This window comes from Cryptosporangium japonicum, from assembly GCF_039524755.1.
GTDB classification, from domain to species: Bacteria; Actinomycetota; Actinomycetes; order Mycobacteriales; family Cryptosporangiaceae; genus Cryptosporangium; species Cryptosporangium japonicum.
In genome coordinates this window covers 104,812-130,486 of record NZ_BAAAGX010000037.1, presented here as the reverse complement: position 1 = coordinate 130,486, position 25,675 = coordinate 104,812, and the positions used below count along the sequence as shown (strand labels likewise).

Genomic DNA, 25,675 nt, shown 5'->3' with positions numbered 1-25,675 from the left:
GACCGTGATGGCCGTGGCCCCGGTGGTCAGGGTCGTGACGGCCGGGGTCCGGGCGGGCAGGGTCGTGACGGCCGGGGTCCCGGTGGCCAGGGGGCAGGCGGCCAGGGCCGCGGCCCGGGCGGCCAGGGTGCCGGAGGCCGAGGAGCAGGTGGCCAGGGCTCGGGTGGCCAGGGCCGCGATGGTCGAGGTGCGGGCGGTCAGAGCCGCGACGGCCGAGGCCAAGGCGGCGGCGGCCGCGGCACCCACAGCAGCGGCGGCCGCGACAACCAACGCCGCTCCCGCCCCGAGCCGGAAGGAGCCCTCGCCGACGCCCTCCGCCGAGCCGGCCTCGTAGGTGGCGGCACCGACACCCCCGAAGACAAGCGCAACCGCAAGCGCTGACCCACCCAGGCGGGCGCCGCTTCCAGCGGCGCCCACCTGGCGGCAGCCCTCCCCAGCGCCACCCACCCGGTGCCTCCACAGGGCGGCGCTTTATTGGTGCTCTACGCGGCGGTGTGTGTCGGTGTCTCCGCGCGGGGGCGGCCGCGGGGCCCTGCGCGGGGGCGGCTGCGGGTTCCTGCGCGGGGTGATTGCGGGGCCCTGCGCGGGGCGCGTGTCGGTGTCCCTGCATGGCGGCGTGTGCGGGTCCCTGCGTGGCGGCGCGTGTCGGCGTCTCTGCGCGGCGGTGCATATCCGTGCCTGTAGCAGCGCCCATCCGAGGCCAGCGCAGCGGCGCCCAACCAGCGCTTGCGGGGCGGTGGCTCCCGGCGGGCCACCTCGCCGAACACCCTCGGCGCGCCTCCGTGGCAGACCGTCTCGGCGTGCCTCCATGGCGATGCCTGCCCGGCGGTCCCTGCCCGGCGGTCCCTGCCCGATGCTCTCTGTTGCGGCGCCCGTCCGGCAATGCCCCCTAGCGGGGCGCTCCAGGCAGCGCCTCGCTGGCACCTTTGACGGCGGTTCCAACCGAGGTGCGCCATCTCCCAGACCACTTGCGCGGCAACCTCCGCGCGGTCGTGCCCAACCGGCGGTCGTGCCCATCCGGCGGAGCCTGTCCAGCACTTTGCAGCGATCCCCACGCGGCGCTCCCTGCAGCGGCCTCTGCCCAGCGCTCTCTGCCGAGGCTCCTGCGCAGCACTCTCGGCAGCGGTCCCCGTCCGGCCCTGCGCGACGGCTGCTGCCCGGCAGACGGCGGTGCGGGCATGCGGCGGTGGTTGTCGGGCATGCGGCGGTCGCTACCGGGCATGCCTCCGCGCGGGCTGCGCCCCGCTGGTGCCCCTCCAGACCGGCTCGAGCAGCAGCGTCCACGCGTTAGAGCTCGTGCGGCGAAGCTCACCCGGTCCCATCGCGCTGGATGGTGCCGAGGCCTGCCGGGTGCCCGTCGACTCGGTAGAACTCGCCCCGCAGCGGCATCTGCAGACCTCGGCCCGTTTTCGGCCACCACCCGGGCGCGATCATCGCCGCGTTGTTCGGCGGCTTCGCGGATGCTGGGGTCAGCGCGTGGAGGGTGGCGCCTCGGCGGAAACAACGGGGCCGGGGTGCAGTTGAGGCCCGGTGATGCCGCAATGCAGACACTGCGCGAGATCAAAGCCGTCGGCCGCATCCTCCGCCCGACCGCCTCCTGTCACGGCGGCGCCAACAGCCGCCTCTCCAGCACCGGCAGCCGCCACCCCATCCGAAACACCACTAGGCACCGTGCCTGCATCGCCCTCCGAACCGCCGCCCGGCGCCGCCCCCGAAACACCGTCCGGGACCGCGCCCGGCGCCCCGCCCGGGACCGCACCCGGAACCTCGTCCGGCCCGCCGCCAGCGCGATCCCCAGGCACCGCACCCGCGCCCACCCCCGGCACCGCATCCGCGGCCACCGACCCGGCCACCGCCGCGGTCGCGCCGACCGCCCCAGGCGCCGCGGTCGCGCCCACCGCCCCAGGCGCCGCGTCCGCGGCCACCGCCCCGGGCGCCGCCCCCGCGCCCACCGTCCCAGGCACCGAACCCCGCGCCGGCGTCCGGATCAGCACGAACGCCAACACCGCACCAACCACCAACAACCCCGCCGAGATCATCATCGCCATGCGGAAGCCGTCCGCCATCACGTCGGGGTTCGCGTACGCCTGGCCGGACAGCCCAGCCACCACCGGAATGACCGCCACCGAGAGCAGGCCGGCCGCCCGGGCCACCGCGTTGTTCACGCCGGACGCGATACCCGCGTGCCGCGACTCCGCGGAACCCAGCACGGTGGCGGTGAGCGGCGCCACGGTCAGCGACAGGCCCAGGCCGAACACCAGGACGGCGGGCAGGACCGTGGTGACGTAGGACGCGTCGGGGCCGACCCGGGTGACGAGCAGTAATCCGGCCGCGGCCACCAGGGGGCCGGCGGTGAGCGGGATACGGGCGCCGATGCGATCGGCGAGCGCGCCGGTGCGTGCGGAGAGCAGCAGCATCACCGCGGTGACCGGCAGCAGCGCGGTGCCCGCGGCCAGGGGGGAGAACCCGGCCACGACCTGCAGTTGCAGCACCAGCAGGAAGAAGAACACGCCGAGCGCGGCGTACACCGCGAACGTGACGCCGTTGACGGCGCTGAACGTGCGGTTGGCGAACAGGTCCAGCGGCACCAGCGGGTGCGGCGACCGGCGCTCGATGACCAGGAACACGCCGAGCAGCACCAGCCCGGCGACCACCAGCGTGCCGACCATCACGTCGAACCCGCGCCCGCCGGCGGCGATCAGCCCGTAGGTGAGCACGCCGAGCCCGCCGGCCCCGACGACCGTGCCGCTCACGTCGAAGCCGCGGACCGTGTCGGGGTCGCGCGACTCCGGGACGTGCAGGCGCGCCACGACCATCACCACGACCGCCAGCGGCAGGTTCAGCAGGAACACCGCGCGCCAGTCCCACTCGACCAGCCACCCGCCGACGAACGGGCCGATCGCGCCGGCGATGCCGCCGAACGCCGACCACGCGCCGACGGCCCGCGACCGGTCGGCCGGGTCGAACGTCGCCGCGATCATCGCCAGGCTGCCGGGGGTGAGCAACGCACCGCCGATGCCCTGCAGCGCACGCGCGCCGGCCAGCATCTCCGCGGTGGGCGCGACCGCGCACAGCAGCGACGCCACCGCGAACCAGGCGACGCCGAACAGGAACACCCGCCGCCGGCCGAACCGGTCGCCGAGCGCGCCGCCGAGCAGGATCAACGCGGCCAGCGCGAGCGTGTAGGCGTTCACGATCCACTGCAGCGCGGCGAAGTCGGCGCCCAGGTCGTGGCCGATGCGTTCGAGCGCGACGTTGACGACGGTGCCGTCGAGCATCACGAGGCTCGAGCCGAGCACGGTCGCGAGCAGCACCCAGCGTCCGGCCGCAGTGCCCATCCGCACGCCCATCGCGCCCCCTCCTGAGACGACCCGCCGCGAAGGTACCCGACCCCTCCGACGTTTGCGCAGAGCCGACCGGTCACCCGACCCGACCGCGTGGCATTATGGGGTAAATGGGAGCTTTGTCGTTCATCGCTGTCGGCCCGGACGGCCGGGTCGCGCTGGCCGACGAGGCCGCCGCCCAGTTGTTCGCGTGCCCGGCCGACCACCTGGTCGGCCGTCCGCTCGCCGATCTGCTGGCCCCGCCCGGAACCCCGGAAACAGCGACGACCCAGACGTTCCGCCGCCCGGACGGCACCGTCTTCACCGCGACCGTCACCCGCACCACGGCGACGGGCACCGCCGGTCCCTGCACCACGCTCGCCCTGCGCACCGGCGGAAGCGTCGGTGCGGCGCAGAGCTGGTCGGCCGCGATCGTGCGCTCGGCCCGCGACGCGATCATCGGCGAGTCGCTGGACGGCCGCGTGACCTCGTGGAACGCGGCCGCCGAGCAGCTCTACGGCTACACCGAGGACGAGATGCGCGGCCGCCCGATGGCCGAGCTCTACCCGCCGGAGACCGCCGGTGAGGAGATCGACATCCTCCGGCGCATCAGCGAGGGCGAGAGCGTCCGGATCTACCAGGCCCAGCGCATCCACCGCGACGGTCACCGGCTGACCGTGGAGCTGTCGGTGTCGCCGGTGACCGACGCCGACGGCCGGATCGTCGGAGCCGCGCGCGTCTCGCGTGACGTCACGGCCCGCCACCGCGACGAGGCCAAGTTCCGCTGGCTGCTCGACGCCACCGCGCTCCCGATCATCGGCGTCGACGCCAACGGCGTGATCCAGCTGGCCAACTCCGAGGCGGAGCGCATCTTCGGGTACGCGGCCGACGAGCTCGAAGGCCAGCCGGTCGAGGTCCTGCTGCCGGTGAACGTGCGCGAGCGTCATGCCGGCCACCGGGCGATCTACGTCACCGATCCGCGGATGCGGCGGATGGGGGAGGGCCTGCAACTCGCGGCCCGGCGCAAGAACGGCAGCGAGTTCCCGGCCGAGATCTCGCTCGCCTCGATCGAGACCGACCAGGGACTCCTGGTGGCCGCGACCGTCCACGACATCTCCGCCCGCCTGGTCCAGGAGGCCGAGCACCAGCGCCTGGAGAACGAACTGCAGCGCTCCCAGCGTCTGGACAGCCTCGGACAGCTCGCCGGTGGCGTCGCCCACGACTTCAACAACGTGCTGGCGATCATCAGCACCCACGCCTCGATCCTCGAGGAGGACCTCGAGGAAGCCGCCCCCGCTCTCGACGGCGCCCGCGAGGCCGTCGCGCAGGTCCTCGCGGGCGCCGAGCGTGGTGCCCGGCTGACCAGGCAGCTGCTCGCGTTCGGGCGCCGGGAGATCGTCCGGCCGCAGGTCTTCGACCTCAACGACGTCGTCCGTGACGTGCAGCGCCTGCTCGCCGGCACGCTCGGCACCAACATCGTGCTGACCGCGGACCTCGCGATGCGCCCCGCGGCGGTGAGCGCCGACCCGGGCCGCATCGAGCAGGTGCTCGTCAACCTCGCCGTCAACGCGCGCGACGCGATGCCGGCCGGCGGCTCGCTGAGCGTGCACACCGACCACACCGTGCTCGGGGCGATGGACGCGGCCCTGCACGGCCTCGACCGGGGGCCCTACGTGCGGCTACGGGTGGCCGACACCGGCACCGGTATGACACCCGAGGTGGCCGAGCGCGCGTTCGAGCCGTTCTTCAGCACGAAAGCGGCGGAGGGACAGGGCACCGGTCTGGGGCTCGCGTCGGTGTACGGAATCGTGTCGCAGGCCGGTGGGACGATCGGGCTGGACTCGGCGCCCGGGGTCGGCACCACGGTGACGATCCTGCTCCCGGCGGCCGACGACGTGATCCCGGCGCCCGACGAGCCGCCCGGCACCGAGCCCCGGCCCGGCTTCGGCACGATCCTTCTCGTCGACGACGAACGCGACCTGCGCGGCTCGATCGAAACCATCCTCACCCGGGCCGGGTACACGGTGATCTCGGCCGGGACCGGAGCCGAGGCGGTGGACCTCGCCGCGACCTACTCCGGACGGCTCGACCTGCTGCTCACCGACATCACGATGCCCGGCCTCTCCGGCCGCGAGGTCGCCGACCGGATCCGGGCGCTCCACCCGGCGATCGCGGTGCTGTACATGTCCGGCTTCGCGCAGCGGCTGCTCACGTCGAAAGGCACGATCGACCCCGAGGTCACGCTGATCGAGAAGCCGTTCAACCGGCGTGACCTGCTCGCGGCTATCGACGAAGTGCTTCGACTGCCCGTCTGAGCAGCCGGGCGAAGAACCCGCGCCGTGGTTGCGGGGGATAGGGCCGCCAGTCGAGCCGCGGTGGCTCGGCCCGGCGCGCCCCGGGCACACCGTGCAACGCGGCACCGGGCACCCGCTTGGGAAGTCGTTCGGGGGCGGAGCGGGGGTACGAGTCCTCGGGTCGCGTCCGCGGGCGGGGGAACGATATCGGCTGGCTCATGGGCCTCCCTCGAACCTGAGCGGTGAGGAGATGATTGCCCGGAACCGCACACCCACCTGATGCATCGACGCATGCGTTCATACCTGCCACCCCGGAGCTACTGTCGCTCCATGGCGATCTACGACATCCCGCTGCACACGCTGTCCGGTGAACCGGCCAGCCTCCGGAACTACGCGGGGCAGACGCTGCTCCTGGTCAACGTGGCGTCCCGGTGCGGTCTGACCCCGCAGTACGGGGGCCTCGAGCGGCTGCAGGAGAAGTACGCCGACAAGGGCTTCACGGTCCTCGGTTTCCCCTGCAACCAGTTCATGGGCCAGGAGCCGGGCACCGCCGAGGAGATCCAGGAGTTCTGCTCGGCCACCTACGGGGTGACGTTCCCGCTGTTCGAGAAGATCGAGGTCAACGGCGACAATCGCCACCCGGTCTACGCCGAGCTCACCACGCACGCCGACGCCGACGGCGAGGCCGGTGACGTCCAGTGGAACTTCGAGAAGTTCCTGGTCGACGCGGACGGCGCGGTCGTCGGCCGGTTCCGCCCGCGCACCGACCCGGAGTCCCCGGAGATCGTCGAGGCGATCGAGGCGCAGCTGCGCTAGTACTATCCGGGGCATGTCCCCGGTAGCCGCCCGTCGCCCGCAGCGCGCGGACGCCCGCCGGAACTACGACCGGCTGCTCGACGCCGCGCGGGAGGCCGTCGCCCAGCACGGCGCCGACGCCTCCCTCGACGACATCGCCCGCCGCGCGGGTGTCGGGTCGGGAACGCTCTACCGTCACTTCCCGACCCGGGCCGCGCTGCTCGAAGCCGTGTTCCACGAGCAGATCGACGGTCTCTGCGCGCAGGCCGCCGCCCGGCTCGACGACCCCGACCCCGCGGCCGCGCTCGGTGCCTGGCTCGAGGCGGTGCTGCGCCACTCGATCCGCAACCGGGGCATGGCCGCCGCGCTGCGCACCGAGCACACCGACAGCACCTGGTGTCACGCCACGATGCAGGAGTCGGCCGGGCGGCTGCTCACCCGGGCCCAGGCCGCCGGCGCGCTGCGCGCCGAGGTGCCGGTCGGCGATCTGCTGCGGCTCATCAACGGCTTGGCCCTGGCCAACCCCGAACATTCCGACGACGCCGAGCGCAGCGCCGTGCGCATGCTCGGCTACGCCCTGGCCGGCATGCGCGCGCCCAGCTGACGAACGCCTAGCGCTGGCCGCCCTCGGCCACCACCGCGGCCAGCATCGCCGCGTCCGCGTCCGGCTGCGACGACGGGGTGAGCGGCAGGCGGTGCTGGTTGAGGATCTCGGCGTCGCGCAGGGCCACCGCCCGCGCCAGCTCGGTGATCCGCCGTTCCATCTCCCGCGTGCGCAGGTAGAAGTTGATGACGACGAACACGAACGCGACGACGGTCGCGTACAGCACCAGGTCGGCACCACGGCCGACGCCGACCTTGTGCGCGACCCAGGTCACGTCGTTCGGACGGAGCACGGCGTACGCGGTGAAGATCAGGAAACCGATGAACGCGAGCCGCTTGCTGGCCTGCAGCCGCACCCCGTGCTGGCTGCGGACGAAGTAGAACAGCACTGCCACCACGGAGAGCAGCAGCAGGAACTGGATCAGGTTGACCATGACTCAGACGCCTCGGTGCCGCATGGAGAGCTCGAACAGGATGTTGACGCCGTTGACCAGGGACTGGCCCTTGGCCCGCGAGTAGTCGGTGTAGAGGATCGTCACCGGGATCTCGGTGACCCGCCAGTCCGACCGGGCCAGCTTGCCGACGATCTCGGACGCGTGCGCCATCCCGTTCATGCGGATGCGCAGGCCCTCGGCGGCCGGGCGGTTGAGCACCCGCAGCCCGTTGTGCGCGTCGGTGAGCTTCAGCTTCCGGGCCGTGGGGCTGAGCGCGACGACGGTCTTGAGCACGAACCGCTTGAGCCACGGCACGGTTTCCTTCGACTCCAGGAACCGCGAGCCGAGGACGACGTCGGCCTGGCCGGAGCGCGCCACCTCCAGCATCCGCAGCGCGTCCTCGACGCGGTGCTGGCCGTCGGCGTCGAACGTCACGAAGTACTCGGCGCCCGGACGCGACAGCGCGTAGCGCAGACCGGTCTCCAGCGAGGCGCCCTGCCCCATGTTGATCGGGTGCTGGACGAGGTGGGCCCCGGTCGGTGCGATCGCCGCCGCCGAACCGTCCCGGCTGCCGTCGTCGACGCAGACGATGTTCGGGAACGTCCGGCGGGCGTGCTCGACGACGTCGGCGATGACCTGGGCCTCGTTGTAGACCGGGATCACCAGCCAGACGTCCTTGTTGTCGGGGACGTCCACCGGCGGCGCCTCGTGCAGATCACCTTCGGCGACCGCGGGCGTTTCGACGCCGGTGCTCTCGGCTACTTCCGCGCTACTCAGAAGAGCCGGATCCTCGTCCGTCACGATGCTCTCGCCTTCGCTCTCGATTCCCACGGACTCTAATCGCGCGCCGCTACTCATACCCACCGGTGAGCGACCTTCCACCAGATCGTGACCAGACCGTTGACCGTACCGGCCAGAGCTGGTACCGGAATGACCGAAGCGTCGACTTTCGTCGTCAGACGCTGCATCCAGACGCGGTCGGGCACCGTCGCCTCGGCACGCAGAACCTTGCGGCGGGCCTTGATGTGCGCCCGGTGACTCCACAGCCACCGCCAGCCCTTGACCTTCGCCGGGAACCAGCCCTGCGACGCCGCCATCAGCGTCATCGCGGCCTCGAGCCCGGCCAGCGGCAGCGCCAGCAGCACCAGCGCCTTGCCGCTCCACAACGTCGAGACGAACAGCAGCCGGTTGCGTTCGACCAGGTACATCTTGAAGTCGTTGCGTGAGAACTCGTACCGGTGCACGGCGACCGCGTCCGGCACGTAGAGCACGCGCAGCCCGCGCCGCCACGTGCGGATCGAGAGGTCCGCGTCCTCGTGGTAGGCGAAGTACTCCTCGTCGAACCCGCCGAGCGCGTCCCAGTGGGCCTTCGGCACCACGACGCACGCCCCGGACGCCCCGGCGGTCTCCACCGGCTCGGTGAGCGTCTCCGGCTCGCCCATCCGGCCCGACCACGACAGGCCGAGGACGTGGATCGGGTTCGCGCCCGCGTTGAGCAGCGTCGGGTCCTCGGCGAGGCGTACGCTGGCCACCGCGATGCCGACGTCGGGCTTCGCGGCCTCCTCGACCAGGCGCGCGATCGTCGTCGGTTCGACCACGGCGTCGCCGTTGACCAGCGCGAGGTACTCGCCGGTCGCCGACCGCGCCCCCAGGTTGCAGCCGCCGGCGAAACCGGTGTTGACGCCGGGGCGCACGACCGTGACGCCGTCGAGCTTCTCCAGGACCTCGACGTCGTCGGTGGTGCAGCCGTTGTCGACCAGGACGACGTCGACCGCGACCTTCTCCGACGCCAGCAGTGCCTCGACCGCGCGCGGCAGCCAGGGCTCGGCTTTGTAGGCGAGCACCACGGCGCTGACCCGCGGCTCAGGCGGGTTGGACATCGCTGAACTCCTTCGGAGCGGAGGCGGGGACGGGCCGCAGCGCCCGGTAGAGCACCGCGCCGAGCACGCCGATCGTCGCGCCGGCGCTGGCCAGCTGCGCGATCACGGCGTCGGTGACCGGCGCGAACGGCAACGCGAACGAGGCCGCGAAGACGACAAGGCCGACCACCCAGCCGCCGGCGACCCAGCGGTGCCGGCCCAGCGCGAGCAGCGCCGGCTGGACGATCTGCACGGCCATGCCGGCGACGGTGCCGACCATCAACGCGGTGACGAGCGCGTCGGAACTGGTGAACGAGGGCCCGAACGCGATGCGCCCGAGCCAGTGCCCGAGCACCGCGCTGACGCCGACCGCCAGTGCGCCCACCGCGGCGACCAGCAGCAACGCTGGGCGCACGGCCCGGCGCAGCGCGCCCGGGTCGGCCGACGCGGCGGCCCGGGAGAACGACGGGAGGACCAGCGACTGGGCGCCCTGGAACACGAACAGCGGGATCCGGGCCAGCACCACCGCCGACGCGAACGCCGCGTTGGTGGCGTCGTCCGCCGACAGCGCGCTGACCACGACCGGCGCGGCGTTCGCGATCGCCAGCGACAACCCCCAGGCCACGGTGAGCAGGCCGGTGCTGCGCACGAGCGGCCCGATCGGCTCCGGTGCGGCCTCGGCCGCGCCCGCCCCGCCGCGCAGATCGGGGGTGAACCAGCCGGCGGTGAGCGCGACCGCGACCGCGGGGGCCACGCAGAACACCAGGCCGTAGAGGCTCGACGCCCCGGCGACGGCCGCGCCGCCGAGCGCCAGTGCGGCCAGCCCCACCGCGGCCACCAGCCGCACCGTGCCCTCGGTGCCCACCGAGGTGCCGTACCGGCCGAACGCGTGGCGCCCACCGAAGTTGCCGCGGGTCACCGACACCGCCGCGTAGGACGCGCTGGCGATCAGCAGCCCGGCCAGCAGGACCGCGTTGCCGTGCAGCACGTCGGGCAGCAGCACCGGCGAGAGCGCCAGCGTCACGACCGCGATGCCGGCGAACAGCCCGGCCGAGAGCAGCCCGAGCCGGCGCACCACCGGCCGCGGGTCCTCGCCGCGGGCCAACCGCGTCGAGACGTTCCGGCTGGTCTCCTGCTCGATCGCGGCGAAGAGCCCGGGGCCGATGATGTTGACGAGCAGGTACACCGACGCGAGCGCCGAGTACGCCGACTCGTCGAAGACCCGGCTGGCGACCGCGAGGAACAGGTACCCGGCCCCGCCGAGCACCAGGTACCCGGCGCCCACGGACGCGGCGCTCCCCAGGAGCGCGCGTACCCGGGCCCAGGTCACGACGAGTGCGCCGCTTCGATGAGCCGGACGAACGCCGGGCGCTTGAGCGCCTCTTCCAGCTGGTCGTGCCAGTGCGGTTGCGTCTCGACACCGGTGGACGCCCACCGGGAGTGCCCGAGCACGCTGTAGGCCGGCCGCTTCGCCGGGCGCGGGAACGCGTCGCTGGTGGTGGTCCCGACCCGGGCCGGATCGAGCCCGGCCAGCGTGTAGATCGCCTGCGTCAGCCCGTGCCAGGTGGTCTGCCCGCTCGCGGTGCCGTGGTAGACGCCCGGTGCCGCCCGGCCCTCGCGGGCGGCGTGCCCGAGCGCGACCAGCTGCCCGGCCAGCGCGGCCGTCCAGGTCGGCTGCCCGTGCTGGTCGTCCACGACGCTCACGGTGGGGCGGGTGGCGGCCAGCGTGAGCATCGTCGCCACGAAGTTGCTGCCGTTCTCGCCGTAGAGCCACGCGGTGCGTATGACGTAACCGCGGTCGGGCAGCGCGGAGAGCACGGCCTGCTCGCCGGCCAGCTTGCTGCGCCCGTAGGCGTTCACCGGGTCGGTGGGGGAGTCCTCCGGGCAGGGCGCGGACGCGTCGCCCGGCAGCACGTAGTCCGTCGAGATCTGCAACAGGGTGGCGCCGGTGGCGGCGCAGGCCTCGGCCAGGAAGGCCGCCCCGAACCCGTTCACCCGGGTGGCCGCGGCCTCGTCGGACTCGGCGGCGTCCACCGCGGTGTAGGCAGCGGCGTTGATCACCACGTCGTGCCCGGCCACGGCGGCGCGCACGGCGTCGGGGTCGGTGATGTCCAGCTCCGCGCGCGTCGCCGCCGTCGCGTCGGGCAGCAGCGAGCGCAGGTCGTGTCCGAGGGCGCCGGCGGCGCCGGTGATCAGCCAGCGCACGACTTACTTCTCCAGGGAGGCGCGCTGCTTGAGGGGCTCCCACCAGTCGCGGTTGTCGCGGTACCAGGCCACGGTGTCGGCCAGCCCGGTCTCGAACGGCACCTGCGGGGAGTAGCCCAGCTCGGTGTGGATCTTGGTGATGTCGACCGAGTAGCGGCGGTCGTGGCCCTTGCGGTCCTCGACCGGCGTCACGAACTGGTCCCAGTCGCGGCCGGTGGCGTCGAGCAGCAGTTTCGTCAGTTCGCGGTTGGTCAGCTCGGTGCCGCCGCCGATGTTGTAGACCTCGCCGGACCGGCCGCCCCGCAGCGCCAGCTGGATGCCCCGGCAGTGGTCGTCGACGTGCAGCCAGTCACGCACGTTGCCGCCGTCGCCGTAGAGCGGCACCGGCTTGCCGTCCAGCAGGTTGGAGACGAACAGCGGGATGACCTTCTCCGGGAACTGGTAGGGCCCGTAGTTGTTGCTGCACCGGGTCACCACGACGTCGACGTGGTGGGTGCGGTGGTAGGCCAGCGCCAGCAGGTCGCTGGCGGCCTTGGACGCCGAGTACGGCGAGTTGGGCGCCAGCGGGTCGGTCTCCGGCCAGGACCCCAGCTCGATCGAGCCGTACACCTCGTCGGTGGAGACGTGCAGGAACCGGCCGGTGCCGTGGCGGTGGGCGGCGTCCAGCAGCGTCTGGGTGCCCAGCACGTTGGTGGTGACGAACTGCGCGGCACCGAGGATCGACCGGTCGACGTGCGACTCGGCCGCGAAGTGCACGATCGCGTCGTGTCCGGGCACCAGATCGTTCACCAGATCGACATCGGTGATGTCGCCCTTGACGAACGTGTACCGGGGGTGATCGGCGACCGGGTCGAGGTTGGGCAGGTTGCCGGAGTAGGTGAGGGAGTCCAGTACCGTCACCGACCAGTCGTCCGCACCCGTGTATCCGCCGCTCAGGAGCGTGCGGACGTAATGCGATCCGATGAACCCGGCGCCGCCGGTGACAAGAATCCTCACGGGGACCGGAGTGTAGTCACCGGGAGCGACAGATCGTGAATCGCCGAGCCACGCATACGGCGGTCACCGCCGGGTATGTCCGTTCCATGACAACGTCACCCGATTTTCCCAACCAGTCGGTCGGTGAGGGATCCGGCCTGCCCCGCCCCGGCGACCCGTCGGCCGGCCGGACCGCCGAGGACGCCCACCGCGAGACCCAGGTGGCGCCGGGCACGCTCGGGGCCGCCGGCGCGGTCGCCGCCGGCGATCTCGGTGTCGACGCGATCCCCGAGCTCAACCCGGATGCCGGCGACAGCGGGTACAGCGCGCCCCCGGTCGAGGACGCCGGCGCGGACCCGGCGGCCAAGTAACGCCGCTCACGTCGGGATTGAGCGGGGCGCCCGACGGGAAATACACGCGGTTACCGAATCGCGTAGGCTTCCCGCCGTGCGCGGAATCCTCCTGGCCGGCGGCACAGGTTCACGCTTGTGGCCGATCACTCACGCGGTGTCGAAGCAGCTCATGCCTGTGTTCGACAAACCGATGGTGTACTACCCGCTCTCGACGCTGATGTACGCGGGTGTTCGTGAGGTCCTCGTGATCACGACACCGGGTGACGCGGCGCAGTTCGAGAAGCTGCTCGGCGACGGGTCGCGCTGGGGGATGGACATCCAGTACGCGGTGCAGCCGTCACCCGACGGCATCGCGCAGGCGTTCCTGATCGGCGAGGAGTTCATCGGTGACCAGCCGGTGGCCCTCGTGCTGGGTGACAACATCTTCCACGGCGCGGGTCTGGGCCGGCAGCTGTCCACCCACAACGGCCTCACCGGTGGCCGGGTCTTCGCCTACCCGGTGGCCAACCCCGAGGCCTACGGCGTCGTGGAGTTCGACGAGACCGGCACCGTGCTCTCCCTGGAGGAGAAGCCGGAGAAGCCGAAGAGCAAGTACGTCGTGCCGGGGCTGTACTTCTACGACAACCGCGTCGTCGAGATCACCAAGGGCCTGAAGCCCTCGGCCCGGGGCGAGCTGGAGATCACCGCGGTCAACCAGGCCTACCTCGACGAGCAGCAGCTCAAGGTCACCGTGCTCGACCGGGGCACCGCCTGGCTGGACACCGGGACGTTCACCTCGCTGGTGCAGGCGGCCGAGTACGTGCGGGTCATCGAGGAGCGGCAGGGCTTCAAGATCGGCTGCGTCGAGGAGGTGGCCTGGCGTCAGGGCTACATCGACGACGCCCAGCTGCGTGCGCTCGCCGAGCCGCTGCGCAAGTCCGGCTACGGCGACTACCTGATCGAGCTGCTCGGCTCCTAGTAGCGGAACGATCCGATCGCGGCGCGCAGCTGTTCCGACGCCACGTCCAGTTCGCCCGCGGCCGTCTGCGTGGCCCGCGCCGCGCCCTCGGTCGCCTGGGTGAGCTGGGCCACCTGGCTCAGCTGACCACTGATCTCGCTGGTGCCGCCGGCGACCCGGTCGAGGTCACCGGTCATGCCGGCCGTCGTCGCGCTCTGCTCCTCGACGGCCGAGGCGATCGTCGTCTGGTAGTCGTTGATCTTGCCGATGATCTCGCTGATGCTCGAGATCGCCTCGGCGGCGCTGCGGGTGTCCTGCTGGATCGCGTCGATCCGCCGGCCGATCTCGTCGGTGGCCTTCGCGGTCTCCTGCGCGAGGTCCTTCACCTCGCCGGCGACCACCGCGAACCCCTTGCCGCTCTCACCGGCCCGCGCCGCCTCGATCGTGGCGTTGAGCGCGAGCAGGTTGGTCTGCTCGGCGATCGCGGTGATGGCCTTGAGCACGCTGCCGATCTCGCTGGAGGAGTTGCCGAGGCGCAGCATGACCTGCTGGGTCGCCGCGGCCGACTCCACGGCCTGATTGGCCACCGTGGCGGCGTCCGACGCGTTGACCGAGATCTCGCGGATCGCCGCCCCCATCTCCTGGGCGCCGCCGGCCACCGCCTGCACACCGCCGGTGACCTCGCCGGCCGCCGTGTCCAGCGCCGTCACCTGCTGGCTGGCGCGGTCCGCGTTCTCGGTGAGCTCCTGGCTGGCGCCCTGCAGCGACGCCGCGCTGCGGGAGAGCCCGACGCTGGTCTCGGCGAGCGTGAGGATCGTGTCGCGCATCTTCTCGGCGGCCTGCTGCACCGCGCGCGACATCTCCCCGATCTCGTTCGGCGCCTGGTCAACCGGCCGCTGCGACAGGTCACCCTCGGAGATCGCGCGCAGCTGGTCGCGCAGCGCGTGCACCCGGCCCACCATCGAGCGCGCCGCGGCCAGGGCCAGCGCCGCGGTGAGCGCGATGCCGAGCACCAGCACGACGACGATCGTGGTCGAGGCGCTGCTCGCCGCGCTCTTCGCGTCGGCGGCGGCCGCGGCCGCGTTCGCGTCGGAGAGCTCCTTGGCCTCGTCGAGGTTCTTCACCGCGTCGGCGACCTGCGGGTTGAGCTTGGTGGCGCGGAAGGTCTGCCACTCCTCGGTCTTGCCGGCGTCGCGCAGCGCGTCGGACTGGGTCCGCAGCTCCAGGTAGGTCTGCCAGGACGCGGTGAACTCCGCGAACGCCTTCTTCTCCGCCGCCGACGCCGAGGACTTGCCGAACTCGGCGATGGACCCGGTCACCAGGTCGAGCTGCTCGGCGGTCTGCTTCTGGTAGGTGGCCTTCTGCTCCGCGTTCGTCGCGGTCGAGGAGGAGAGGCTGGCCCAGCGGAAGTGCCAGACGGACGTCTGGACGTCGCCGATGATCGTCAACGGCTTGAGCGACTCCTGGTAGATCGCCTCCGCCCGGTCGGCGATCCGCTTCATTTGCACCAGGCTGACCCCGCCGATCAGCACCGCGACGGCCAGCGCCACGGCCGCGGTGATCAGCATGTTGCCGCGGATGCTCATCCGGTGCAGCGAGAACGCCGCCATCGTCTCTCCTCGTTCCTGCGGTGACCTGGTCGACTCATCGGCGCGATCGTGCCGTTGTTGAGTGGTCGCGGGCGGGCGATAGGGTGCCGGGAGCACCGAGCCCCCTCGAGGAGAGGCACGCAGTGGCGACCAACGAAGCACCAGGCACGGCAGGAGCGGACTACGCCGAGCGGCTCCGGCGGCTGGAAACCGCCCGCTGGAAGCAGGTGCTGAACGTCCAGGCCCCGTACCGGTGGAACCTGCGCCGGCTCCGGCTCGGCCGCACGCTCGACGTCGGCTGCGGCATCGGCCGTAACCTGTCGCACCTCAAGGACGGCAAGAACCCGGAGCCGGTCGGCGTGGACCACAACGCCACCTCGATCGAGATCGCCCGGCAGCGCGGGTTCACCGCGTACACGGTGGACGAGTTCCACGCCTCGGCGGACGCCAAGCCCGACGCGTTCGACGCGATCCTCGCGTCCCACCTGGTCGAGCACCTGCTCGAGCCGGAGGCGAAGGCCGTCGTCGAGTCCTACCTGCCGTACCTGCGCTCCGGTGGGCGCATCGTGTTCATCACGCCGCAGGAGAAGGGCTACACCACCGACGCGACCCACGTGCGGTTCAGCGGGTTCGACGAGGTCTCGGCGCTGGCCACCGACGTCGGCCTGGCGGTGGAGAAGACGTACTCGTTCCCGTTCCCGCGGTTCGCCGGGAAGTTCTTCGCGTACAACGAGTTCGTCACCGTGGGGCGCAAGCCCTAGGTCCGGGGCCGCTACGGTGACCGCGTGAAGATTCGACCCCTGAGCATCGACGGCGCGTGGGAGATCACGCCGGTCCAGCACGGCGACCCGCGTGGGCTGTTCACCGAGTGGTACCGGTTCGACCATCTCGCCGAGGCGGTGGGGCACCCGCTGCGGCTCGCGCAGGGCAACCTGTCGGTCTCGGCGCGGGGCGTCGTGCGGGGGATCCACTTCGCCGACGTGCCGCCGAGCCAGGCCAAGTACGTCACGTGCGTGCGTGGTGCCGTGGTCGACGTCATCGTGGACCTGCGGGTGGGCTCGCCGACGTTCGGTCAGCACGAGCTGGTGCAGCTGGACGAGACCGACCGGCGCGCGGTGTACATCGCCGAGGGGCTCGGGCACGGGTTCTGCGCGCTCACCGACGACGCCACGCTCACCTACCTGTGCTCGGAGACGTTCGCGCCGACGCGTGAGCACGCGATCCACCCGCTCGACCCCGATCTGGGCATCCAGTGGCCCGTGGACGAGCCCCAGCTGTCCGCGAAGGACGCGGCCGCCCCGTCGCTCGCGGCGGCGCGTGCGGACGGGGCGCTGCCCGACTACGAAGAGTGCAAGCGCTACTACGCGTTGCTGAACCAGGGCTGAACCGAAACGGAGAGCGACTGTCCTACGGGGTAAATCGGGCACGCTCGCTGTTGCCGGGTGCGGGCGTGCAACGACGGCTAATGTTCAATCATGGAGCGGCGGATCTTCGGTCTCGAGACCGAGTACGGAGTCACGTGTACGTTCCGGGGCCAGCGGCGTCTCTCGCCCGACGAGGTGGCGCGGTACTTGTTCCGGCGCGTGGTGTCGTGGGGCCGGTCGAGCAATGTCTTTCTCCGCAACGGTGCCCGGTTGTATCTGGACGTGGGCTCCCACCCCGAGTACGCCACCCCGGAGTGTGACTCGGTCGCCGACCTGGTCACGCACGACCGGGCCGGCGAGCGCATCCTCGAAGGACTGCTGGTCGACGCCGAGCGCCGGCTGCGTGACGAGGGCATCGCCGGGGACATCTACCTGTTCAAGAACAACACCGACTCGGCCGGCAACTCCTACGGCTGCCACGAGAACTACCTGGTCTCGCGGCACGGGGAGTTCGCCCGCCTGGCCGACGTCCTGATCCCGTTCCTCGTCACCCGGCAGCTGATCTGCGGCGCGGGCAAGGTGCTGCAGACGCCGCGCGGCGCGGTGTACTGCCTCTCGCAGCGCGCCGAGCACATCTGGGAGGGCGTCTCGTCGGCGACCACCCGCTCGCGGCCGATCATCAACACCCGCGACGAGCCGCACGCCGACGCCGAGCGCTTCCGCCGGCTGCACGTCATCGTCGGCGACTCGAACATGAACGAGGTCACGACGCTGCTCAAGGTGGGCGCGGCCGACATCGTGCTGCGCATGATCGAGGCCGGCGTCACGATGAAGGACCTCACGCTGGAGAACCCGATCCGGGCGATCCGCGAGGTGTCGCACGACATCACCGGCCGGCGCACCGTGCGCCTGGCCAACGGCAAGGAGATCAGCGCGCTCGACATCCAGATGGAGTACCACTCCAAGGCGTCGGAGTTCGTCGAGCGCTACGGCGGCGGCCCGGCCGCGCGTCGCATCATCGACCTGTGGGGCCGCGTGCTCAAGGCGGTCGAGGGTGACGACCTGGCGTCGGTCGAGCGGGAGATCGACTGGGTCACCAAGCTCAAGCTGATCGAGCGCTACTCCGAGCGGCACGGCCTGTCGATGTCGAGCCCGCGGGTCGCCCAGCTCGACCTGGCTTATCACGACATCCGGCGGGGCCGGGGCGTGTTCCAGGTGATGGAGAAGCGCGGCGCGGTCGAGCGGGTCACGCGTGACCTGGACGTCTTCGCGGCCAAGTCGGTGCCGCCGCAGACCACGCGGGCCCGGCTGCGCGGCGAGTTCATCCGCAAGGCCCAGGAGCGGCGGCGTGACTTCACCGTGGACTGGGTGCACCTGAAGCTGAACGACCAGGCGCAGCGCACGGTGCTGTGCAAGGACCCGTTCCGGTCGGTGGACGAGCGGGTCGACCGGCTGATCGCGAGTATGTGAGGCCGCGCGCTACCAGTTGATGATGTCGGTCGTGGTCGGCTGGAGCGAGCCGACCAGGATCGAGCTCACCGGGAACCCGTTCCGCTCGACCGTCGAGAACCCGCTGAGCTCGGCCGGCGCGGTGCCCGAGCCCGGCGCCCCCACCCGGAACCCGTCGCCGCTCCGGCACCCGGTGGCGGTCGGCGGGCACCCGCGCCACTGCAGACCGGCGAACGCGGTCCGCTGCGGCTGAAGCGCCATCCCCACCGGCTTGCGCGGCTTGTTGACGTTCGTCGCCGGGACGCCCAGTAGCGTCCCGGCCTTCGTGAGCCCGACCGACGGCCACCCACTGAGCCCACACGTCTTCGTCCCGGTGTTACGGAGCGCGATCAGCCCGACGCCGGGAGCGTTCTTGCTGGTGCCGAGCTGACGGATGACCCGGATGTTCAGCCCCGCGGTTTTGCAGGGCGCGAGATTACCCGGCGCGGGCGGCGGCGCCTGCGTGGCCGGGGTCGGCAGAGCGGTGGCCCCGAGCGACGGCGGTGCGGTGGTGAGCACCGGCTCGAGCGGCTGCGAACTGGCCTGCTCTTCCTCGTCCGCCGGCGTGGTGAAAGGCGCGAGGCCACCGGGAGGACGCACGTTGGGCGTCCCGGAGCTGTCCGAGCCGCCGCACCCGGCGGCGGCGAGGAGCGCGCCCACCCCCACCAGCACTGCCCCCGTGCGTGTCCTCATGCGCCCACCCCGTTCGCCGCTGGTTGCCTGGCCCCTGATCAGCCACTGCGCGCTTCCGCTCAGCGTGCCTCCGGTCCGTGCCGAACCAACCCCGACGCGCCGGGGTCGCGCGGATATGTCCGCGAAAACCAGTAATAGCGACTAAACGAACATATCGTCAGTTAGTCGCCGTAAAAGACGAGGCCGGCGCGGTCACCGTTCATCGGCGTGCCACGAAGCTCTCGAGAGGACCCGTGAGATGCAGTTCGTTCACCTGGAGCGTCGCCGCGTCGGCGGCGCCGGTCTGTTGGCCGCCGGCGCCCTCCTCGGCGCAGTGCTGGCTCCGGTTCCCGCCGACGCCGCGGAGATCGTCGGCACGATCACGGTCAGCACACCCTCGAACGCGAGGATCGCCGCGGGCTCGGCGAAACAGGTGCTGGCCTTCTCGGTCTCCGGTAACGACGTGCCCGCGCTGTCCGAGGACAACGTCAACGACGTCAGCCTCAAAGGCAACAACGCCTCCGGCGTGGCGACGACCTGCGCGGTGACGTACGTGGTGACCAGTACGACCACCGTGATCGGCAAGACGGCTACGAACTGCGCGATCCTCGGGGCCGCCAGTCTCGTCGTCACGCTCGCCAACGGGAGCGGTACGGACACGCTGACCAAAGCGAATGCCCTGACGCTGGTCACGCCGCCGTCGATAGCCGATGTCACCGGGACCGTGCCGCCGGTGATCAACGACAACAGCGTGCTGTTGAACGCGGCGAATCAGACCGCGCGGTTCTCGGCGAGCGGCGGCCAGACCGTACGGGTCCGGGCCGGAGCGTCGTTCGGGTTCGACCCGACGACGGCCGCCGGGCTCGCCGTCACGATGAACGGCAAGGCGGGCTCCAACTTCAAGGTGTACACCGGGGCGACCGGTCTCGGGGCGCTCGTCCAGACCACGACGTCGTCCACGCCGGGCAACTCGATGACGTTCACGACCGGCGCCGGTATGACACCCGGTCCCGTCTCGCTCACGATCACCCAGGGCGGAATCAGCAAGACGTTCACGGCGACCGCCACGCCCAACGGGCCCACCCCGCTCGTCGTCAGCCTGCCGAACGTGTCCAGCCTGTCGGTCAGCGGCGGCCGTGCCTCCCAGCAGGTCTCGACCACGATCACCGGAACCGGTCTGCCCAGGGCGCTCGGGGACGCCCAGGACCCCTCGAAGTGGTTGATCACCTTCTGCGGCGCTGCCGTGGCGGGCAGCGACGTCACCGCGGTCAACGATTCGGGCACGTCGGTCACCGTCAACGTCCCGCCCGTCTCGGGTCTCAGCCCGGGTCTCGGGGCGGGCGTCTACGCCGGGATCTGCCCGGTGGCGGTCACCGACCTGACGCAGACCCCGCAGCAGACCAGCCCGATCGCTCTCGGGGCGTACTACACGGTGCTCGCGGAGTGAGCCCGAGGTGAGCGCGGCGGCCCGGTCTCAGTTCGAGGACCGGGCCGCGTCAATTTAAGTGACATATCGCCTAGAAAAGGACAAAAGCGGTGTTAGTCTCCGTGGGAACACGAGGCTCGTGCGGCCACCGTTCACCGGCGTGCCGCGCAGCACCCGAGAGGATTCTGCGAAAAATGTCATTCGCTCATTCGCGGCGGCTGCGCCGCGTCGTTGCTCCTGCGCTGGCGGCCGCTGCCGCCAGCGTTGTCGTCTCAGCGATCCTGCCTCCGGCGGCGGCCCAGGCCGCTGCCATCACCGGAACGATCACGGTCAGCTCGCCGACCAACGCCAAGGTCGCGGCGCTCACGAACAAGCAGGTCGTCAACCTGACGGTGGCCGGCGCCGCGGTCCCGGCGCTCTCCGAGGACAGCGTCGCCTCGGTCGGTCTGGGTGGGTCGCCGTGCGACGCCCTCACCACCTACGTGGTGACGAGTGCGACGACGATCTCCATCAAGACTCCGGCCACCTGCCCGGCCGGAACCGGGGACATCGTCATCACCTTCGCGAACGGCGACACGCTGACGAAGACCGGCGGCATCACGTTCGTCACGCCGCCCGCGATCGAGGCGGTCGCCAACCGCCCGCTGATCAACGACAACAGTGCGCTGCTCGCGACGGCCAACCAGTCGCGTCGTTTCGGCACCAGCGGCGGGCAGACCGTGCGGGTGAAGGCCGACCCGGCCTTCGCGTTCGACCCGCGGTCGACGTCCGGACTGGCGGTCACGCTCAACGGCAAGGCCGGTACGAACGTCAAGGTCTACGCCGACGCGACGTCGAGCACGCCGATCACCACCGTGGCCGGTGCGATCAGCGCGCTGAACGGTAACTCGTTGACCTTCACCACCGGGCTGGGTATGACGGCCGGTGACCCGGTGCTCACGATCACCCAGGACGGCGTCAGCAAGACGTTCCAGGTGGCGGCGACGGGCGGTGCGGTGGTTGCGGCCCCGATCGTCACCGGGCTGTCGGTGGAGGCCGGACGAGCGAACCAGACGAACCTGGCGACGGTCATCAGCGGCACGAACCTGCCCAAGGTGCTCGCCGACGCCAACGACTCGTCGAAGTGGCTGATCCGGTTCTGCAGCGCCACCGCGACCGCCACCGCGGCGAACACGACCGGTACGTCGCTCACGGTGACCGTGCCGAACAACCTGGCCGGAGACGCCGCCGGGCTGGGTGCGTCCACGTATTCGGGCACCTGCTCGGTCACGGTGACCGACGTCGCGGCCTCGCAGACAAGTGCGATCACCGCGGGCTCGCACTACGCGGTCCTCGCGGAGTAAGCAGGTCTGAGCGTGGCGGCCCGGTCCCGTTCGGGGGCCGGGCCGCTTCGTGCTCAGAGCAGGGAGGCGGCGTGACGCCCGCCGGCGGCGGCCGCGTCGAAGTAGACGCGGTCCTCGTCCAGGCCCCGGCCCATCGACGACAGCTTCACCGGCAGAGCACGCAGCGCCTCGTCCAGGCCGGTGATGTCCACCCGCACCAGACGGTGCCGGTCCGGGAGACCGGCCAGTTGCCCCTCGATCCGGCCCGCCGACGGCTCGGGCAGCGGTGACGGAACGACGAGGTCCGCCGGCGCCAGCGCCACCCGTCCGTAGGCGGTCAGCGAGTGGTGCGACACGCCGAGATGCCGCTCCCGCGCGTCCCCCGACGAGATGCGCAGCGACCCGATCGGACGCCCACCCAGCACCGACACCGCGTTCACCGCCTCACCCACGGCGACACCCGAGAACCCCCACGGCGTCCCCGTCCCCAGATTCCCCGGACCCTGGGCCACCACCGCGATATCGGCCGCCAGCACGTGACGAGCGGCCAGCAACCCCGTGTGCAGCGTCACCGCCTCCAGGTCGCCCCCGAAGGACTGGCCCACCGTCACGGTGCCCGCCAGCAAACCGGCCGAGCGCAGGGTGGCCACGGAGCGCGAGAACCACAGCGGCAGTGCGCCGCCGTCGGTCATCACGTACACCACGCGTCGGCCCGGTCCGATCCCGGCCAGGATCGCCGGCAACGCGGAGTGCAGGTCGGCGACCACGACCGGCATCCCGTCCAGCGTGACGTCGGACGCCAGCAACGAGTGGTGCGGCGAGTCCTGCTCGTCCACGCCCAGCACCGTCACCTGCTGCGGTGTGTACCGCCCCTTGACCATGTGCCCCGGCCCGTCGAGCACGTCCGGGTCCGGGGGCAACCGGTCCGGCAAGGCCACCACCAGCGCGTACCCACCCGTACCGAGGCCGAGTGACAGCGCCGTCGTGTTGAGGAGGACCGCGTCCCCGACGACCGGCGCCCCCACCAACGCCGGATAGGCCAGGGCGCGGACCGGAGAAGAATCCACTGTCACGGTCAGCTCGACCGCACCTTCCCACGAGCGCCCCACCGACGAAACAACCCCGCGCCGCCACCGAATCACGCCGCACACCGTAACGGGAGAACTCGTCAACAGGCGGCCGGGCCGCGCCACGCTGGTCGCAGAAGTGAAGTAGCGTCGTTCGGTGTGTCCCGTCGACGCACCGAACGCCTGGTCAACCTGCTGCTCTGCCTGCTCTCCACCCGCCGGTACCTCACCGCAGCGCAGATCGCCGCCATCGTGCCCGGGTACGAGCACGAGGAAGAAGACCCGAAATCGCACGAAGCGTTCCAGCGTATGTTCGAGCGCGACAAAGGCGAGCTTCGTGACCTTGGCGTGCCGCTGGAAACCGGCACGAACAGTGTGTTCGACACCGAACCCGGCTATCGCGTCACCCGGGGTGACTACGCGCTGCCCGAGGTGCACCTCGATCCGGAGGAGGCCGCCGCCGTCGGCATCGCGGCCCGGCTCTGGCACCACGCCGAGCTCTCCACCGCGGCCTCCAGCGGCTTGACCAAGCTGCGCGCCGGTGGCGTCGAACTGGGGGAGGGCCCGCCGCTCGGCATCGAGCCGGTGGTCAACGCGGATCCGGCGCTCACCCCGATGCTCGCCGCGATCGACGTCCGCCGCGCGGTGAAGTTCCAGTACCGCACCCCGCGTGACGATCAGCCGCGCCAGCGGCGGCTGCAGCCGTGGGGCGTGGTGTCCTGGCGTGGCCGCTGGTACGTGGTCGGGCACGACCTCGACCGCGGCGCCACCCGCTGTTTCCGCCTCTCGCGCATCGCCGGAGCGGTGAGCCCGTTCGGCGCGGCCGACGCGTTCGCACCCCCCGAGGACCTGAACCTCCTCGCCCAGGTCCAGGCCTTCGACCCCGAGCCCACCGAGCAGCGCGCCGCCCGCGTCCGCGTGCGGGTCGGCTCGGCGGCCGGCCTGCGCCGGTGGGCCGAGGACGTCCGCCCGGAGGAACACCCCCACCCCGAACTGCTCGATGCCGACGTCGATCGAGCCGTCCTCGACCACGAGGTCACCGTCGACGACCCGGCCGCGCCGCCGGCCCTGACCCCGCCGCCCGGGGAGGACGACGCCGACGAGTGCGGCGAACCCGCTCCCGACGCGAAAGCGGCCTGGGACGTCGTCACGCTGCGCTACTCCGACCCGGAGGCGCTCGCGGTGCGGCTCGCCGGGTACGGCTCCGCGGTGGTCGTGCTGTCACCCCCCGACGTCCGGCAGGCGGTCATCCGCCACCTGACCCGGATGGCGGCCGAGATCGCGCCGAACCGCCCGCCCGGCCTTCCGGGGAACCGCCGAAGCGCCGAGAACACGGAGCCCGTCCGATGAGCGGTACCGGAACCGACCGGCTCGCCCGCCTGCTCGCGCTGGTGCCGTACCTGCAGGCCCGGCCGGGCGCGCTGATCTCCGAGGTGGCGGCCGACCACGGCGTCTCCGAACGGCAGTTGCGCGACGACCTGCAGCTGCTGTTCGTCTGCGGGCTGCCCGGCTACGGCCCGGGCGATTTGATCGACATGTCCCTCGACGACGACACCGTCACGCTCACCTACCACGCCGAGCTCGACCGGCCGCTCCGGCTCACCGCCGACGAGGCCCTCGCGCTGATCGTCGCCCTGCGTGCGCTGGGGGAGACCCCCGGCGTCGACGGTGCCGCGGTCGGGCGCGCGCTGGCCAAGGTCGAGAGCGCGGCCGGGGAGGCCGGCCGCTCGGCCCAGCGGGTGGCGATCACCGGCGGTTACGAGGACACCGGCCTGGCCGCCCGGGTGCGCGGTGCCCTCGAACGCGGCCGCGCGCTGCGGATCGTCTACTACACCGCCGGGCGGGACGCGACGAGCGAGCGCGTCATCGATCCGATGCGGCTGCTCGTCGTGGACGGCCGCGCGTACCTGGAGGCCTGGTGCCGCCGGGCCGAGGCGGTCCGGATGTTCCGCCTCGACCGCATCGACGAGCTCACCGAGCTGACGGAACCGTCGGTGCCCGCCCGTGGGATCGGCGTGGCCGACGGCGGGTTCCGGCTCGCCGACGGCGCGGTGTTCGAACCACCGGCCGACAGCCCGCTCGTGACCCTCCGTGTCGGTCTCGGCAGCCGGTGGGTCACCGAGTACTACCCCTGCGAGGACGTCCGGGCCGAGCCGGGCGGCACCTGGCTGGTCACGCTCAAGGCCAGCGACCTGGAGTGGGCGCGGCGCATCGTGATGGGGCTCGGTGAGGACGCCGAGGTCGTCGGGCCGCCCGAGCTGGTGGAGCTGGTGCGCTCCGAGGCGCGCGCGGCGCTCGCCGCGTACAGCGTCTAGGGTGGCCAGCGTGACCCTTGCGAGCTGGATCGTCGTGGCGCTGGTGGTGCTGGGTGTCGTCGCGCTGGGCCTGGTGGCCGCGCCGCTGCTGCCCAAGCTGCGTCGTCTCAAGCGCGCCGGCGACGTGCTGAAGGGCCGGGCCGAGGAGGCGCAGACGCTCCAGGTCGAGCTCGAAACGCTCCAGGCGCGGGTGCTCGAGGTCCAGGCCAAGGTCGAGCGGGTCCGTCCCGCTCGCTGAGACCGAGCTGAGAGTGGGAGGGCCTGGTCGTTTCCCCTCGGTCCTAGGGCCTATCCTTCCGATCGGTGGGCCGGTGAGACGTACGATGAACCGGTATCCGATTCGAGAGGTGTCGTCATGGGTGCTCTCAAGCCCTGGCATATCGCAGTGCTCGTCGTCGTGCTGCTTCTGCTGTTCGGGGCGAAGCGTCTGCCCGACGCGGCGCGCGGCCTCGGCCGTTCGTTGCGGATCTTCAAGGCCGAGACCGAAGGCTTGATGAAGGACGACGTCAAGGGCAAGGCAGAGGCGAAGCACGAGCGTGCGCCGCTGACCGATGACCGCGTCGACCCGGCCGACCAGTTCGGCGAGCGGCAGAACCCGGTCGTCGATTCCCGGGTGGTCGACTCGCGGAGCGAGACCCGCGACCAGCGGTGAGC

23 protein-coding genes and 2 pseudogenes are annotated in these 25,675 nt (G+C 71.8%); 15 read left to right on the top strand and 10 right to left on the bottom strand.

The genetic code is table 11. The features are described 5' to 3' along the window. Positions 1 to 334 (top strand): annotated as a pseudogene (locus ABD437_RS38855) (hypothetical protein); the annotation flags it as partial. Between the two features lie 1,624 nt (positions 335 to 1,958). Here ABD437_RS38855 and ABD437_RS38850 read toward each other — a convergent pair. Next, positions 1,959 to 3,350: pseudogene (locus ABD437_RS38850) on the bottom strand (MFS transporter); the annotation flags it as partial. Positions 3,351 to 3,454: 104 nt separating this feature from the next. Here ABD437_RS38850 and ABD437_RS38845 point away from each other — a divergent pair. The 3 genes from ABD437_RS38845 (at position 3,455) to ABD437_RS38835 (ending at position 7,016) form a co-directional block, all read left to right on the top strand. Beyond that, positions 3,455 to 5,638 carry a PAS domain S-box protein gene (locus tag ABD437_RS38845; RefSeq protein ID WP_344653984.1) on the top strand — a complete coding sequence of 728 codons (2,184 nt, stop codon included), beginning with the start codon at positions 3,455 to 3,457 and terminating at the stop codon, positions 5,636 to 5,638. A 309-nt stretch (positions 5,639 to 5,947) separates the two neighbouring features. After that, complete coding sequence (locus ABD437_RS38840) at positions 5,948 to 6,433, top strand: glutathione peroxidase (protein ID WP_344653983.1); 486 nt, start codon at positions 5,948 to 5,950, stop codon at positions 6,431 to 6,433. A gap of 13 nt (positions 6,434 to 6,446) precedes the next feature. Further along, positions 6,447 to 7,016 (top strand): TetR/AcrR family transcriptional regulator, encoded by a 570-nt coding sequence (locus ABD437_RS38835; RefSeq protein WP_344653982.1) that lies wholly within the window; start codon positions 6,447 to 6,449, stop codon positions 7,014 to 7,016. A gap of 7 nt (positions 7,017 to 7,023) precedes the next feature. Here ABD437_RS38835 and ABD437_RS38830 read toward each other — a convergent pair whose 3' ends face one another. From ABD437_RS38830 to rfbB, 6 genes are all read right to left on the bottom strand, one after another. Continuing rightward, positions 7,024 to 7,449 carry a DUF2304 domain-containing protein gene (locus ABD437_RS38830; RefSeq protein WP_344653981.1) on the bottom strand — a complete coding sequence of 142 codons (426 nt, stop codon included), beginning with the start codon at positions 7,447 to 7,449 and terminating at the stop codon, positions 7,024 to 7,026. A 3-nt stretch (positions 7,450 to 7,452) separates the two neighbouring features. Further along, on the bottom strand, positions 7,453 to 8,163 hold the full coding sequence (locus tag ABD437_RS38825) for a glycosyltransferase family 2 protein (protein ID WP_425558346.1): 711 nt from the start codon (positions 8,161 to 8,163) through the stop codon (positions 7,453 to 7,455). Positions 8,164 to 8,303: 140 nt separating this feature from the next. After that, positions 8,304 to 9,329 carry a glycosyltransferase family 2 protein gene (locus ABD437_RS38820; protein ID WP_344653980.1) on the bottom strand — a complete coding sequence of 342 codons (1,026 nt, stop codon included), beginning with the start codon at positions 9,327 to 9,329 and terminating at the stop codon, positions 8,304 to 8,306. After that, positions 9,313 to 10,638 (bottom strand): lipopolysaccharide biosynthesis protein, encoded by a 1,326-nt coding sequence (locus ABD437_RS38815; protein ID WP_344653979.1) that lies wholly within the window; start codon positions 10,636 to 10,638, stop codon positions 9,313 to 9,315. Before ABD437_RS38815 ends, ABD437_RS38820 begins: the two co-directional genes overlap by 17 nt. Beyond that, a complete protein-coding gene (rfbD, locus tag ABD437_RS38810) occupies positions 10,635 to 11,513 on the bottom strand; it encodes a dTDP-4-dehydrorhamnose reductase (RefSeq protein ID WP_344653978.1) in 879 nt (292 codons plus the stop codon). The genes ABD437_RS38815 and rfbD overlap by 4 nt, the downstream gene beginning before the upstream one ends. Positions 11,514 to 11,516: 3 nt before the next feature. Next, a complete protein-coding gene (gene rfbB / locus ABD437_RS38805; RefSeq protein ID WP_344653977.1) occupies positions 11,517 to 12,509 on the bottom strand; it encodes a dTDP-glucose 4,6-dehydratase in 993 nt (330 codons plus the stop codon). 86 nt (positions 12,510 to 12,595) lie between these two features. Between rfbB and ABD437_RS38800 the strand changes: the two genes are divergently transcribed. Beyond that, positions 12,596 to 12,859, top strand: coding sequence for a hypothetical protein (locus ABD437_RS38800; RefSeq protein ID WP_344653976.1), 264 nt, complete (start codon positions 12,596 to 12,598; stop codon positions 12,857 to 12,859). 76 nt (positions 12,860 to 12,935) lie between these two features. Then, positions 12,936 to 13,799: a glucose-1-phosphate thymidylyltransferase RfbA gene (gene rfbA / locus ABD437_RS38795; protein WP_344653975.1), complete on the top strand. Its 864-nt coding sequence runs from the start codon at positions 12,936 to 12,938 to the stop codon at positions 13,797 to 13,799. Here rfbA and ABD437_RS38790 read toward each other — a convergent pair. Then, entirely contained in the window at positions 13,796 to 15,388 is a 1,593-nt protein-coding gene (locus ABD437_RS38790; RefSeq protein ID WP_344653974.1) for a methyl-accepting chemotaxis protein, read from the bottom strand. The two genes, rfbA and ABD437_RS38790, sit on opposite strands and share 4 nt — an antisense overlap. A 122-nt stretch (positions 15,389 to 15,510) precedes the next feature. Here ABD437_RS38790 and ABD437_RS38785 point away from each other — a divergent pair, with 122 nt between their 5' ends. From ABD437_RS38785 to pafA, 3 genes are all read left to right on the top strand, one after another. Next, the gene (locus tag ABD437_RS38785; protein WP_344653973.1) at positions 15,511 to 16,128 is read left to right on the top strand and encodes a class I SAM-dependent methyltransferase; all 618 of its coding nucleotides are present in this window, start codon (positions 15,511 to 15,513) and stop codon (positions 16,126 to 16,128) included. A 24-nt stretch (positions 16,129 to 16,152) separates the two neighbouring features. Then, positions 16,153 to 16,752, top strand: a complete 600-nt coding sequence (locus ABD437_RS38780) for a dTDP-4-dehydrorhamnose 3,5-epimerase family protein (protein ID WP_344653972.1) — start codon at positions 16,153 to 16,155, stop codon at positions 16,750 to 16,752. A 90-nt stretch (positions 16,753 to 16,842) separates the two neighbouring features. Further along, the gene (gene pafA / locus ABD437_RS38775) at positions 16,843 to 18,201 is read left to right on the top strand and encodes a Pup--protein ligase (protein WP_344653971.1); all 1,359 of its coding nucleotides are present in this window, start codon (positions 16,843 to 16,845) and stop codon (positions 18,199 to 18,201) included. A gap of 9 nt (positions 18,202 to 18,210) precedes the next feature. Here pafA and ABD437_RS38770 read toward each other — a convergent pair whose 3' ends face one another. Further along, positions 18,211 to 18,912, bottom strand: a complete 702-nt coding sequence (locus ABD437_RS38770) for a DUF4232 domain-containing protein (protein ID WP_344653970.1) — start codon at positions 18,910 to 18,912, stop codon at positions 18,211 to 18,213. Between the two features lie 238 nt (positions 18,913 to 19,150). Here ABD437_RS38770 and ABD437_RS38765 point away from each other — a divergent pair, with 238 nt between their 5' ends. Next, the gene (locus tag ABD437_RS38765; protein WP_344653969.1) at positions 19,151 to 20,338 is read left to right on the top strand and encodes a hypothetical protein; all 1,188 of its coding nucleotides are present in this window, start codon (positions 19,151 to 19,153) and stop codon (positions 20,336 to 20,338) included. A 173-nt stretch (positions 20,339 to 20,511) separates the two neighbouring features. Next, positions 20,512 to 21,660 carry a hypothetical protein gene (locus ABD437_RS38760; RefSeq protein WP_344653968.1) on the top strand — a complete coding sequence of 383 codons (1,149 nt, stop codon included), beginning with the start codon at positions 20,512 to 20,514 and terminating at the stop codon, positions 21,658 to 21,660. A gap of 53 nt (positions 21,661 to 21,713) precedes the next feature. On the opposite strand, the gene ABD437_RS38755 is transcribed toward ABD437_RS38760, so the two are convergent. Beyond that, the gene (locus tag ABD437_RS38755; protein WP_344653967.1) at positions 21,714 to 22,781 is read right to left on the bottom strand and encodes a DUF3866 family protein; all 1,068 of its coding nucleotides are present in this window, start codon (positions 22,779 to 22,781) and stop codon (positions 21,714 to 21,716) included. A gap of 84 nt (positions 22,782 to 22,865) precedes the next feature. Here ABD437_RS38755 and ABD437_RS38750 point away from each other — a divergent pair, with 84 nt between their 5' ends. From ABD437_RS38750 to tatA, 4 genes are all read left to right on the top strand, one after another. After that, on the top strand, positions 22,866 to 24,056 hold the full coding sequence (locus ABD437_RS38750) for a helix-turn-helix transcriptional regulator (RefSeq protein ID WP_425558344.1): 1,191 nt from the start codon (positions 22,866 to 22,868) through the stop codon (positions 24,054 to 24,056). Beyond that, positions 24,053 to 25,021 (top strand): helix-turn-helix transcriptional regulator, encoded by a 969-nt coding sequence (locus ABD437_RS38740; protein WP_344653966.1) that lies wholly within the window; start codon positions 24,053 to 24,055, stop codon positions 25,019 to 25,021. Before ABD437_RS38750 ends, ABD437_RS38740 begins: the two co-directional genes overlap by 4 nt. A 10-nt stretch (positions 25,022 to 25,031) precedes the next feature. Further along, positions 25,032 to 25,259: a hypothetical protein gene (locus ABD437_RS38735; protein ID WP_344653965.1), complete on the top strand. Its 228-nt coding sequence runs from the start codon at positions 25,032 to 25,034 to the stop codon at positions 25,257 to 25,259. A 117-nt stretch (positions 25,260 to 25,376) separates the two neighbouring features. Then, on the top strand, positions 25,377 to 25,673 hold the full coding sequence (gene tatA / locus ABD437_RS38730; protein ID WP_344653964.1) for a Sec-independent protein translocase subunit TatA: 297 nt from the start codon (positions 25,377 to 25,379) through the stop codon (positions 25,671 to 25,673). Positions 25,674 to 25,675 lie beyond the last annotated feature (2 nt).